The 12,204-nt window shown below is 70.9% G+C and carries 11 protein-coding genes and 2 pseudogenes; 9 read left to right on the top strand and 4 right to left on the bottom strand.

Going from position 1 to position 12,204, the window contains the following annotated elements; genetic code table 11:
- The 3 genes and pseudogenes from ABT186_RS12105 to ABT186_RS12095 form a co-directional block, all read left to right on the top strand.
- Positions 1–217 (top strand): annotated as a pseudogene (locus tag ABT186_RS12105) (M56 family peptidase); the annotation flags it as partial.
- 168 nt (positions 218–385) lie between these two features.
- Complete coding sequence (locus ABT186_RS12100) at positions 386–778, top strand: VOC family protein (RefSeq protein WP_351231459.1); 393 nt, start codon at positions 386–388, stop codon at positions 776–778.
- Positions 779–840: 62 nt separating this feature from the next.
- On the top strand, positions 841–1,911 hold the full coding sequence (locus ABT186_RS12095; RefSeq protein WP_351231461.1) for an adenosine deaminase: 1,071 nt from the start codon (positions 841–843) through the stop codon (positions 1,909–1,911).
- On the opposite strand, the gene ABT186_RS12090 is transcribed toward ABT186_RS12095, so the two are convergent.
- Both ABT186_RS12090 and ABT186_RS12085 read right to left on the bottom strand, forming a co-directional pair.
- Positions 1,893–2,408 (bottom strand): mycothiol transferase, encoded by a 516-nt coding sequence (locus ABT186_RS12090; protein WP_351231463.1) that lies wholly within the window; start codon positions 2,406–2,408, stop codon positions 1,893–1,895. The two genes, ABT186_RS12095 and ABT186_RS12090, sit on opposite strands and share 19 nt — an antisense overlap.
- A gap of 55 nt (positions 2,409–2,463) precedes the next feature.
- Entirely contained in the window at positions 2,464–3,342 is an 879-nt protein-coding gene (locus ABT186_RS12085) for a LysR family transcriptional regulator (protein WP_351924839.1), read from the bottom strand.
- Positions 3,343–3,453: 111 nt separating this feature from the next.
- Here ABT186_RS12085 and mgrA point away from each other — a divergent pair, with 111 nt between their 5' ends.
- Positions 3,454–4,452, top strand: coding sequence for an L-glyceraldehyde 3-phosphate reductase (gene mgrA / locus ABT186_RS12080; protein ID WP_351924837.1), 999 nt, complete (start codon positions 3,454–3,456; stop codon positions 4,450–4,452).
- Here the strand turns inward: mgrA and ABT186_RS12075 are convergent.
- Positions 4,442–4,735: an SDR family NAD(P)-dependent oxidoreductase gene (locus ABT186_RS12075; RefSeq protein ID WP_351231469.1), complete on the bottom strand. Its 294-nt coding sequence runs from the start codon at positions 4,733–4,735 to the stop codon at positions 4,442–4,444. The genes mgrA and ABT186_RS12075 overlap by 11 nt on opposite strands.
- 160 nt (positions 4,736–4,895) lie before the next feature.
- Between ABT186_RS12075 and ABT186_RS12070 the strand changes: the two are divergent.
- Positions 4,896–5,294: pseudogene (locus tag ABT186_RS12070) on the top strand (helix-turn-helix transcriptional regulator); the annotation flags it as partial.
- 192 nt (positions 5,295–5,486) lie between these two features.
- Complete coding sequence (locus ABT186_RS12065; protein WP_351231471.1) at positions 5,487–8,072, top strand: ATP-dependent Clp protease ATP-binding subunit; 2,586 nt, start codon at positions 5,487–5,489, stop codon at positions 8,070–8,072.
- A gap of 19 nt (positions 8,073–8,091) precedes the next feature.
- Here ABT186_RS12065 and ABT186_RS12060 read toward each other — a convergent pair whose 3' ends face one another.
- The gene (locus ABT186_RS12060; RefSeq protein ID WP_351924835.1) at positions 8,092–8,478 is read right to left on the bottom strand and encodes a nuclear transport factor 2 family protein; all 387 of its coding nucleotides are present in this window, start codon (positions 8,476–8,478) and stop codon (positions 8,092–8,094) included.
- 379 nt (positions 8,479–8,857) lie between these two features.
- Here ABT186_RS12060 and ABT186_RS12055 point away from each other — a divergent pair, with 379 nt between their 5' ends.
- Genes ABT186_RS12055 through ABT186_RS12045 form a run of 3 tightly spaced genes read left to right on the top strand, consistent with a single transcriptional unit; the run spans position 8,858 to position 12,198 of the window.
- Positions 8,858–9,268, top strand: a complete 411-nt coding sequence (locus ABT186_RS12055) for a hypothetical protein (RefSeq protein WP_351231477.1) — start codon at positions 8,858–8,860, stop codon at positions 9,266–9,268.
- A gap of 60 nt (positions 9,269–9,328) precedes the next feature.
- Complete coding sequence (locus ABT186_RS12050; RefSeq protein ID WP_351924833.1) at positions 9,329–11,659, top strand: ABC transporter ATP-binding protein/permease; 2,331 nt, start codon at positions 9,329–9,331, stop codon at positions 11,657–11,659.
- A 5-nt stretch (positions 11,660–11,664) separates the two neighbouring features.
- Complete coding sequence (locus ABT186_RS12045) at positions 11,665–12,198, top strand: SH3 domain-containing protein (protein ID WP_351924831.1); 534 nt, start codon at positions 11,665–11,667, stop codon at positions 12,196–12,198.
- Positions 12,199–12,204: the final 6 nt, after the last annotated feature.

The following is a 12,204-nucleotide window of genomic DNA, read 5'->3' as shown; positions in this document are numbered from 1 at the left end:
CGAGGAGCGGCCGTCGTTCGCGCCCGCAGCGACCACGGGACCGGTGCCGCAGCGGGTCGCCGCCCTGCTCGCGGCACCGCGCGCCCCGCACCGGGCGGCCCCCTGGATCGCCGCCCTCCTGCTCGCCTGCGCCACCCTCTCCGTCGGCGCGTCGGCGACCGGAGTCATCGGCTTCCATCACGAGGTCGAGATCGCCCAGGGCGAAGAGGGGTACTGAGCGGCCCGGAGAGGGGCGCTGAGCGGCCCGGAGCTCCGCGCGGTCCGGGACGACGCCGGACGGTGGCGTCGTCCGGGGAAGCTGGTGCAATGCATCGCACGGCAGTTCGCTTGACGGGATGCCGTACGCTACGTGTTACGTATAACGCTTCACCTACCGGAAGGCCCGATGAGACGCATCGCCCTGGTCACCCTTGTCGTCGACGACTACGACGAGGCGATCCGCTTCTACACCGAGGCCCTGGGGTTCCGGCTCGCGGCCGACGAACCGCGGCTGGACGGCTCCCGGTGGGTCGTCGTCGAGCCCGGTACCGCCGGCCCGGGCACCGGGCTGCTGCTCGCCCGCGCCAAGGACGAGGCCCAGCGCGGCCGGGTCGGCGACCAGACCGGCGGGCGCGTCGGCTTCTTCCTGCACACCGACGACTTCGCCCGTGACCACGCCCGGATGACCACCGCCGGCGTGACCTTCCTGGAGGAACCGCGGCACGAGCCGTACGGCACCGTCGCCGTCTTCCAGGACCTGTACGGCAACCGCTGGGACCTGCTCCAGCCCGCCGAGTAGGCCGAGCAGCCCCACTCCACAACGATCCGCTCTCAGAACCACCTGCCGAGGAACCACCGCACATGACCGCCCCGCGCATCGACACCGACACCCTCCGCCGCCTGCCCAAGGCCGTGCTGCACGACCACCTCGACGGCGGTCTGCGCCCCGCCACTCTCGTGGAACTCGCGGAGACGGTCGGCCACACCCTGCCCACCACCGACCCGCAGGCCCTCGCCGACTGGTATTACGAGGCCGCCAACTCCGGCGACCTCGTGCGCTACATAGCCACCTTCGAGCACACCCTCGCCGTGATGCAGACCCGCGAGGGCCTGCTGCGCACCGCCGAGGAGTACGTCCTCGACCTCGCCGAGGACGGCGTCGTCTACGGCGAGGTGCGCTACGCCCCCGAGCTGATGCTGAAGGGCGGCCTCACCCTGCCCGAGGTCGTCGAGACCGTGCAGGAGGGTCTTGCGGCGGGCATGGCGAAGGCGGCTGCCGCGGGCACCCCGGTGCGGGTCGGCACCCTGCTGTGCGGGATGCGCATGTTCGACCGCAGCCGGGAGATCGCCGACCTCGCGGTGGCCTTCCGCGACGCCGGTGTCGTCGGCTTCGACATCGCCGGCGCCGAGGACGGCTTCCCGCCCGCCGACCATCTGGCCGCCTTCGAGCACCTGCGCCGCGAGAGCGTGCCCTTCACGATCCACGCCGGTGAGGCGCACGGTCTGCCCAGCATCCACCAGGCCCTTCAGGTCTGCGGCGCCCAGCGCATCGGCCACGGTGTGCGCATCACCGAGGACATCGTCGACGGCAAGCTCGGCCGGCTCGCGGGCTGGGTGCGCGACCGCCGTATCGCCCTGGAGATGTGCCCGACCTCCAACCTCCAGACGGGTGCCGCCACCTCGGTCGCCGAGCACCCCATCACGGCCCTGAAGGACCTGGGCTTCCGGGTCACCCTCAACACCGACAACCGGCTGGTCTCGGGTACGACGATGACCCGCGAGATGTCCCTGCTGGTCGAGGAGGCGGGCTGGACGGTGGAGGACCTGCGCACCGTCACGGTGAACGCGGTCAAGAGCGCGTTCATCCCGTTCGACGAGCGGAGTGCCCTGATCCGGGACGTGATCCTGCCCGGCTACGAGACCGCGCTCTGAAGCAGCCCTCGTACATAGGCGGCCTGTCCGACGTGCTGCAGATCGTCGGACAGGACGCTGACCAGCCGTACGCCCAGGCTGACCGGCGGGTCCCAGCGCTCGTCCACGATGCGTTCGAAGTCCTTGGCGGCCAGCCCCCGCACAAAGCCGAGCGTCTGCTCGTGCACGGCGTCGTAGTAGCCGGTGAGCAGGTCGCCCGACTCCACTCGCACCTTGGCGACCTTCTGCGGGCGGTGGCCGTACCCCGTGTCCCGGCGGGGCAGATCGAGCCCGAAGCGCTTCTCCCAGCCCTGTGACAGCCAGACCTGGTCGAGGCCGGCGGCGTCGGCGATGTGGTCGTCCTGCACCCGGGTCAGATGCCAGACGAGCCACGCGATGGAGTTGGTCTCCGCGGTGGGCAGGGCGTTGATCTCGTCCGGACCCAGCCCGCCGACGGCGGCATGGACTTCTTCCTGGATGCGGCTGTACGCGTCGATGAGAATGTCCTTGGCATGCATGGGACCACCATCGCGCATCGCCGTCCCCCGCGCGTCCCGGTCGCCGGCAGGGCCGTCAGTCCTCCTTCAGCAGCGCCATCAGCGCCCGGGCCGCAGGACTCGTGGCCTGCGGCGGCGGCAGCAGGGCGACGGTCTCGTACACCCTTTCACCGGTGCCCTTCAGCGGAAGGGCGGTGAGCGACTCCCGCTTGTGCCGGAAATGCCGCGGTACGGCGGCGATGCCGAGGTTCTCGTCGACCAGGTCGAGGAGGCTGTGCACATCGTTGACCTCCAGCGCGACGGTACGGCCGACGCCTGCGGCGGCGAAGGCGGCATCGGTCGTGCGGCGCGGCCCCCAGTCCGGGTGGAAGTCGACGAAGACCTCGTCGCCGATGTCTTCCGGCGTCAGCGCGGCGGCGGCCGTGGCGAGGCGATGAGCGGGGTGGCACAGCACCGTCATCGGCTCGCTGGTCAGCGACACGGAGCGGAGCTGCTCCGTGTCCGCCTCGGTCCGGTAGGTGAAGGCCAGATCGAGCCGCCCGGCAGTGACCTCCTCGGCCAGCGCGCCCGACCCCGTCTGCCGCAGCCGGATCTCCACGTCGGGATGCCGCCGGCGGAACCGGGCGAGCAGCCTGGCGACGTCCACGCCGGCGATGCACTGCTCGGTGCCCAGTGACAGCGTGCCGCGCAGCACGCCCTGGACGGCGGCCACTGCCTCCCGGGCCGCACGCACCTGGGCCAGGATGCGCTCGGCCTCTGCCAGCAGGGCGCGCCCGGCCTCGGTGAGCGTGACGCTACGTGTGGTGCGCACGAACAGCGGGGCCTGCAGCTCCCGCTCCAGGGCGCGGACCGAGGCGGACAGCCCCGACTGCGACACCATCAGCCGTTCCGCTGCCCGGGTGAAGTGCCGGTCCTCGGCGACCGCGACGAAGTGCTGGAGATGGCGCAATTCCATGATTGAGAAGCGTAGACGCTGAATCCCATCCGATTCCTCTGTTGGACCGCTGCCGGACGGGCACGCGAGAGTGGACCGCGTCGTCAGGAAACACCCCTTTTGGAGTGCACGTTGTACACGGCAGATCCCGCCCGCTACGAGACCATGCCCTACCGCCGCACCGGACGCAGCGGGCTCAAGCTGCCCGCGCTCTCGCTCGGCCTGTGGCACAACTTCGGCCCCGACCGTCCGGTGGAGACCCAGCGGCAGATCCTGCGCCGGGCCTTCGACCTCGGTATCACGCACTTCGACCTGGCCAACAACTACGGCCCGCCGCCCGGCGCCGCCGAGTCCGCCTTCGGCGACGCCCTGAGGGCGGACTTCGCGCCCTACCGCGACGAGCTGGTCATCTCCACCAAGGCCGGCTACCTCATGTGGCCGGGCCCGTACGGCGAATGGGGCTCCCGCAAGTACCTGCTGTCGTCGCTCGACCAGAGCCTGAAGCGGATGGGCCTGGACTACGTCGACATCTTCTACTCGCACCGTCCGGACCCGGACACTCCGCTGGAGGAGACGATGGGCGCCCTGCACTCGGCGGTACAGCAGGGCAAGGCACTCTACGTTGGCGTCTCCAACTACTCGCCGGAGCAGACCCGGGAGGCGGCCCGGATCCTCGGCGAACTGGGCACTCCGCTGCTGATCCACCAGCCGCGCTACTCGATGCTGGACCGCCGTCCCGAGGACGGACTCCTCGACACCCTGGACGAGCTCCAGGTCGGCTCCATCGTCTTCTCGCCGCTGGAGCAGGGGCTGCTGACCTCCCGCTACCTCGACGGGATCCCGGAGGGGTCGCGCGCCGCGAGCGACAGCCCGTTCCTCAACGCCGACGCGGTCACCGAGGACCTGGTGGGGCAGCTGCGCGAGCTGGACGACATCGCCAAGTCCCGCGGCCAGTCGCTGGCCCAGATGGCGCTGGCCTGGGTGCTGCGGGGCGGCCGTGTGACGTCGGCCCTGGTCGGCGCGAGCAGCCCGCAGCAGGTGGAGGACAGCGTCGCGGCGATCCGCAACCTGGACTTCGACGCGGACGAGCTGGCACGGATCGACGCGGTCATCGCAGCGATCAAGCCGTAAGACGTTCGCTGTCCTCCCAGAGGCGGGCGGCCGCCTCTGGGTCGACCGCGTACCCGAGCACGCCGGTCGTCTCCGAGCCGGCCCGCCAGGCCGCCTCGTCGGCCTCGGCCACCAGCCGGCTGATGCAGCAGTTCTCGCAGTAGACCCCGCCAAGGCCGTCGAGCTGCGGGCTGGTCGCGCACCACACGCTGGTGGCCGCACCCTGCGGAATCGTCTTGAACTGCCGGGAGGGGTCCCGTACGGGGCGGCCCTCCTCGTCGAGAGCACCGGCAGCTCGGATCACGTCCTCGGAGATGTGCTTGGCGAGACCGGGTGTCGATGATCATGCCCGGGTGCACGGCGAACGCCCGGATGCTCTGGGCCCGCCCGCGGCGGTCCAGCTCGACCGCGAACAGGGCGTTGGCGGTCTTCGACTGGCCGTAGGCGGCGAAGGGCTCGTACGGCCGGTGTTCGTCCAGGTGCTGCGCGTCTGCCTCACCGATGCCGGCGTTCTTCCGGCCGACTGGCTGCGGGCCCTCGCCGACGAGCGGCTCGCCCCGGCGCTGCGCCTGATGCACGGTGACCCGTCGCGCCCCCGGCAGCTGGAGGAACTGGCCCGGGCCGCCGCCATGTCCCGGACCACCTTCGCCCTGCGCTTCCGGGAGGCGGCCGGCGTGCCGCCCCTGACGTACCTCCTCGACTGGCGGATGGGCCTGGCCGCGCGCGCCCTGCGGGAGGAGGAGACACCGGTGGCGGCCCTCGCCCGGTCCGTCGGCTACACCTCGGAGAGTGCGTTCAGCAACGCCTTCAAGCACACGGTCGGCATCGCACCCCGGCGCTACCGGCACGCGGCGGGGTCCTGACTCACCGGGCGAGCCGTTCCTCCAGGTGCACCGTCACCGTGTCGCCCGTCCCCACCCAATCGCCCCGATTTTTCCCGGAGGGTACTGCGGTTGTGCCCCCGTGCAACCTGGCCAAGACTGGGCGGGTACGGGCAAATCGACAACGGCGAGCGACGCGCGGCCGTGTGTCGTCCGCCGGACGGGTGGTCAATCGTGACGATCTCACCCTTCGGGTCAGGCGACCCGTTCTCGGAACTCTTCAACCGTTTCTTCGGTATGAGCCCGGCGACCTCCCCGCCGGCCGTGCAGCGCGTCCCCATCGGACGTCTCCTCAGCGACTCCGCGCAGGAACTGCTCGCCGCCGCGGCCGGACGGGCGGCCGAGGACGGGGCCGATCTCGACGCCGTTCATCTGCTGTGGGCCGCGACTCAGGTACCCGCCGGGCGCCAGGTGCTGGAGCAGGCCGGCGCGGATCCGGACCGGCTCGCCGCCGACCTCCAGGAATCGCTGCCCACCGGGACCGGCACCGGAGAACCCGCGCTGACTCCGGCGGCCAAGCGCGCCCTGCTCGCCGCCCACGCCCGCTCCCAGGCGGCCGGTGCCTCGTACATCGGTCCGGAGCACGTCCTCAGCGCGCTGCTCGAAGATCCGCGCTCCCCGCTCGCCCGGACCCTCAGGGCCGAGGGCGCATCGCCGGGCGCGCTGAGCGGAGCCGCCCGGGAAGGGCGCGCGGCCGGCGGGCACCCGGACACCCCGTCACTCGACGAGTACGGGCGCGACCTCACCGACGAGGCACGCAGCGGACGCCTCGACCCCGTGGTCGGCCGGGCCACCGAGATCGAACAGACTATCGAGGTTCTTTCGCGGCGGACCAAGAACAACCCGGTGCTCATCGGCGACCCCGGCGTCGGCAAGACCGCGATCGTCGAGGGGCTGGCCCAGCGCATCGTCGCGGGCGAGGTCCCCAAGGCGCTGCACGACCGCCGTGTGGTCTCCCTCGATCTGGCAGGCCTCGTCGCCGGCTCCCAGTACCGGGGGCAGTTCGAGGAACGGCTGAAGAAGGTCGTCGACGAGGTCACCAAGGCCGAGAAGGGCATCATCCTCTTCATCGACGAACTGCATACCGTCGTCGGCGCGGGAGCCACCGGCGAGGGCTCCATGGACGCGGGCAACATCCTCAAGCCCGCGCTCGCCCGCGGCGACCTCAGCGTCGTCGGCGCCACCACCATCGACGAGTACCGCAAACACATCGAGAAGGACGCCGCGCTCGAACGCCGCTTCCAGCCGGTCATGGTGCCCGAGCCAACGGTCGACGAGACGATCGAGATCCTGCGCGGGCTGCGCGACACATACGAGGCCCATCACCAAGTGCGCTACACCGACGAGGCGTTGGACTCCGCGGCCGCCCTCTCCGACCGCTACATCAGCGACCGGTTCCTGCCCGACAAGGCCATCGACCTCATGGACCAGGCCGGAGCCCGGGTGGGACTGCGCAGCGTGGGCGGCTCGATCGAGGCCGAGGATCTGGAGAACCGCCTCACCCGGCTGCGCCGGGAGAAGGACGAGGCGGTCAGCACCGAGGACTTCGAGCGTGCGGCCGAACTCAAGCAGCAGATCACCGAGTTGGAGGGGCGGCTCGGCTCGCTCGGCGAGGGCGGGGTACCGACGCCCGACGTCACCGGCGAGGACATCGCCGAAGTACTGTCCGCACGGACCGGTATCCCGGTCTCCCAGCTGACCGAGACCGAGCGCGAGCGGCTGATGAAGCTGGAGGACGTGCTGCACGAGCGCGTCATCGGCCAGGACAAGGCGGTCACCGCCGTGGCCCAGGCCGTCCGCCGTGGCCGGGCCGGCATGGGTGACCCCAACCGGCCCACCGGCAGTTTCCTCTTCCTCGGTCCGACCGGCGTCGGCAAGACGGAACTGGCCAAGGCGCTTGCGGAACTGCTTTTCGGCGACCCCGACCGCATGGTCCGCTTCGACATGAGCGAGTTCCAGGAGAAGCACACCGTCTCCCGGCTCGTCGGCTCCCCGCCCGGCTACGTCGGATACGAGGAAGCCGGCCAGCTCACCGAGGCGGTGCGCCGCAAGCCGTACAGCGTCGTGCTGTTCGACGAGGTGGAGAAGGCCCACCCGGATGTGTTCAACCTGCTGCTTCAAGTCCTCGACGACGGACGGCTGACCGACGCCCACGGGCGCACGGTCGACTTCCGCAACACCGTCGTCATCATGACCAGCAACATCGCCTCCAAGCACATCCTCGATCACCACGGCGACATCGAGGAGATCCGGGACGACCTGATGGCTGAGCTCCAGGCGCACTTCCGCCCCGAGTTCCTCAACCGGATCGACGAGGTGATCGTCTTCCACTCGCTGGGCCGCGAGGACCTGGTCCGGATCGTCGACCTGCTCCTCGAGGGCACCCGGCGCCGGCTGCATGCCCAGCAGATCGACCTGGAGGTCACCGAGGCGGCCAAGGAGTGGCTGGCCGACCGCGGTTACCAGCCGGAGTTCGGGGCCCGGCCGCTGCGCCGCACCATCCAGACCGAACTCGACAACCGGCTGTCGAACATGCTGCTGGACGGCACGCTGAACCCGGGGGACACGGTCGGCGCGGACGCCGTGGGCGACGAGCTGGTCCTCAGCCTGAGGGAGAGGACGCCCACGGACGAGAAGGCGGCGCCGCAGGCGAAGGGGAAGGCGGACACGAGGGGCGCCGAGCGCGGTGAGGGCGGCACGCCGGGCAGCCCGGGGGACGACGAAGAGCCGCCCCCGGTCTGGCCCGGCCCGATCTCCTAGGCCGGTGCCCGTTGGTGTCCTAGGCCGCGCCCGAAGGGACGCGGTCCAGGAACCCGTGGACGCTGCGGATGCGCCCGTCGTTGTCCAGGGCGATGACGTCGAAGCCGGCGATGGGCGCCGAGCCGTCCGCCTCGCTCACCAGTTCCCAGGCGAAGCGGGCAATGTGGTGGTGCCCGTCGACCGCACCGGACAGCCGGAAGAAGAAGCCCGGGAACTGCTCGTGCGCACCGGCGATGACGGCGGCGATCTGCTCGTGCCCGCTGACGTCGGCCAGCGGATCGGTGTAGCTTCCGTCCGCGGTCCACGCGGCGGCGACCGCCTTCGCCAGCGTCTGAGGGTCACCCGCGTTCCACGCCTCGAAGTAGCGGGCGACGGCGGACTCGTAACGGTTGTTGTCTGCGGACATGGCGGATCAGCCTCCATCGAGGTCGTATGCGCTGGTCAGGAGCCGGACCCCCGGGGCGAGGTGCCTGGTGGGGCCGACACCGCAACGATGCCCGGACGCGCCCGGAGGGTCGATTACCTCCGGGGTAAGGACGCCCATGCGGCCATGACGGCCAGGTGGCCACTCGTTTCAGCCATATGCGTCAGTGAATATGCCAAGAGACTGGCTGAAATGGCATGGTGACAGAGTGTCAGGAGTGGCGATACTCGAATGACAGGTGATTCGGCCACGCCCGAAAAGCGCCACCGCGCTCCGCGACCGGATCACCCACGTGCACAGCGAGCGCATGCAAGGCACCACGGGCCGATCCGGCACCGAGCACCGCACTGGGGGAGCTATCGTGCACGACGAATTCCTGTGCCATGTGACGGCATACGGTATATGCGGAGGTCAGCGCGTCGGCGTCCCCTTGGGCACCTATCGGGCGCCCACCCTGGCGCTCGCCCTGTGGTGGATGCGGGACCGTGCCTCCTGGATCGCCGAACGGCTCGATCCGCACCCCGACAACCCTCTTTTCCCGCCCAACTCCATCGCCCCCGTCGCCGAAACCGTGCCGGACGTCCCGAGCGTCCTGCGCGCCTGGTGCGGCGACGGTGACCAACAGGAGCGGGTGGCCGACGAGTTGGCCGCCGGACGGCTGGTCCGTGTCGCCATCAGCGACGACACCACCGAATACGAGCTGCTCGCCGAGTCCGTGGACGCGCTGCGCATGCAGCGGTTCGTCCCCGCGCTCTCCACCCCCGCCGCCTGACCTTTTCGCAGTGCGTCACAGACCGGGCGCAAATGGGGCCCCATCGCTAGAATTCTGGGCATGACACAGCGGCCGGTCGATGCCCCGACCGCGCCTGTACTCGTCCTGGAGACCGAGACGGGCTCCACCGTGATGAGTCCGGGCCGCGCCTATCACGTCGGACGGGATCCCTCGAGCGACATCGTCCTGGACGACCTCCGGGTCTCCTGGCACCACGCCGTCCTGCGCGCCGAGGACGGCCACTGGGTGATCGAGGACGAGAACAGCACCAACGGCACGTTCGCCGACGGTCACCGTATGCGCGAGGGAAGAGTGCGAGCCGGCACGGTGATCCGTTTCGGCAACGCCTCCGACGGCCCCCGCGCCGTCCTCGTGGACCGTACGACGGAGCGCCCCTCGTACGTCTCCCTGCCCGCCGCCACCGGCACCTTCCGCAATCCGACGGCCGTGCGCCCGCTGCCGAGCCGCACCGTCCGTATCGGCCGCGGCGCCGACAACGACATGGTCATCGACGACCTGGTCGTCTCCCGCCGGCACGCGGAGCTGCGGGCCCACCCGGACGGCACATACGAGATCGTAGACCTCGACAGTCACAACGGCACCTTCCTCAACGGCCGGCCCGTCACCCGCGCCCCGGTCACGCCCGGTGACATCGTCGGCATCGGCCACTCCGCGTTCTGCCTGGTCGGCGACGAGCTGCAGGAGTACGTCGACACCGGCGAGGTCTCGCTCGACGTCCAGGATCTGACCGTCGAGGTCGACCGCGGCCGCAAGACCCTCCTCGACCAGGTGTCGTTTCCCGTCGGCGAGAAATGTCTGCTCGCCGTCGTCGGCCCCAGCGGCGCGGGCAAGTCCACCCTGCTCAACGCCCTCACCGGACAGCGCCCCGCGGACCGCGGCACGGTCCTGTACGACGGCCGTGACCTGTACCGGGACTACGCGGAGCTGCGCCAGCGCATCGGGCTCGTCCCGCAGGACGACATCCTGCACGCCCAGCTCACCGTCCGCCGCGCGCTCACATACGCCGCCGAGCTGCGCTTCCCGCAGGACACGGCGAAGGAGGAGCGGCTGGCCCGGGTCGACGAGGTGATCCGCGAGCTGGGCCTGGAGCAGCGCGCCGGGCAGCCCATCCACAGCCTCTCCGGCGGCCAGCGCAAACGCGTCAGTGTGGCCCTGGAGCTGCTCACCAAGCCGTCCCTGCTCTTCCTCGACGAACCGACCTCGGGCCTCGACCCGGGGATGGACCGCTCGGTGATGCACATGCTGCGGGGCCTGGCCGACGACGGCCGCACGGTCATTGTCGTCACCCACAGTGTGCTCAGCCTCGACGTCTGCGACCGGCTGCTGGTGCTCGCCCCGGGCGGCAAGATCGCCTACTACGGGCCGCCCGACGACACTCTGCCGTTCTTCGGCTTCGAGCAGTGGCCGGAGGCCTTCGAGGCCTTCGAACGCGACCGCGACAGGGACTGGGCGGGGGAGTACCGCGACTCGCCGTTCCATCGCCAGTACATCGTCAACTCGTCCGCACAGCCGCATCTGCCCGCCCCCGCCCCCGCGGTGGCGGTCGGCCCGCCGCCGAAGGCCCAGAGCTGGGGCGCCCAGCTCGGCACACTCGTACGGCGGTACGCGGCCGCACTCGGCGCCGACCGTACGTTCCTCGTGATCATGGTCGCCCTGCCGTTCGTGATGGGTGCCATGGCCCGCGCGCTCGCCAAGGGCAGCTTCACCCAGGAGACGGCGCTGAACGCCCTGCTCATCCTGTGCGTCGGCGCCGTGCTGACCGGCGCGGCCAACGCCGTGCGCGAACTGGTCAAGGAACGCGTGATCTACCAGCGGGAGCGGGCCGTCGGCCTGTCCAGATCGGCGTACCTGATGTCCAAGGTGGTGGTGCTCGGCGCAGTCACGGTGCTCCAGGCCGTCGTGCTGACCCTGGTGGCACTGCTCGGCGTGCACCTCAACGTACCGGGGAGCAAGGGCGTGTTGATGCCGCCCCTGGTGGAAATCACCCTCGCCGTAGCCCTGTTGGCGTTCACCGCGATGATGTTCGGTCTGGTCGTCTCCGCCCTGGTGCGCAAGGAGGAGGTCACCATGCCGCTCCTTGTGCTCCTGGCCATCGTCCAAGTGGTGTTCTGCGGCGCCCTGTTGACGCTCGACGGGGTGGCGGTGCTGAACCAGCTGTCCTGGCTCGTGCCCTCGCGCTGGGCGTTCGGCGCGATGGCCGGCACGATCGACCTGGTACGGCTCGCGCCCGACAAGACGGACCCCCTGTTCCGGCACGCGACGGGCACCTGGCTGCTGGACATGGGCATGCTCGTCGTGCTCTCGGTCCTCTGCGGCCTCGCCGTCACCCGTCTGCTGCGCCGGCACGAGCCCGCGGTCATGCGGAAGTGACGGCGATGACCACCCCCGGCTTCCGCCCGACCCACGTCGTTCCCCCGGACGGGCTGCCCGCCTGGGAGACCCCGGACCCGTCCCGGCCCGCGGCGCCGCTCGCGGCCCTGCTGCCCGTCCAGCTCCTCGACCGGCGCGGCGACTGGAGCCGCATCATGTGCGAGAACGGCTGGTCGACATGGGTCGACGGCCGCCTCCTGGTCCCCGTACCGCAGGCGCCACCGCGCACGGGCGGCCCGCCCGCCGGCACAGCGGACCCGCGCCCGCTGCTCGCCCGCGCCGAGGAGGCACTCGCCCGTTACCGTGCGGCGGCCGAGGACCTTGCGGCGGGCCGCCTGGACGGCGAGTCATTCCGTGAACGCACGCGGGGCCTGAGGATCGGGGTCGTCGTCGACGGCGAGTCCGTATGGCTGTACGAAGCCGGGCGCGAACGATGGGCCTACTGCGAAGGGACGCTGCTGAGCACCTACGCGGCCACGGAGGAGCCGTCGGCCGCCGCGGACGAGGCGGGCCGGTCCCGTCCCACGCGCCCGCGGTGATGCCCG

The sequence above is a fragment of the Streptomyces sp. NPDC001634 genome (assembly GCF_040298185.1).
GTDB lineage: Bacteria > Actinomycetota > Actinomycetes > Streptomycetales > Streptomycetaceae > Streptomyces.
This window is presented reverse-complemented; position numbering and strand designations above follow the sequence as displayed.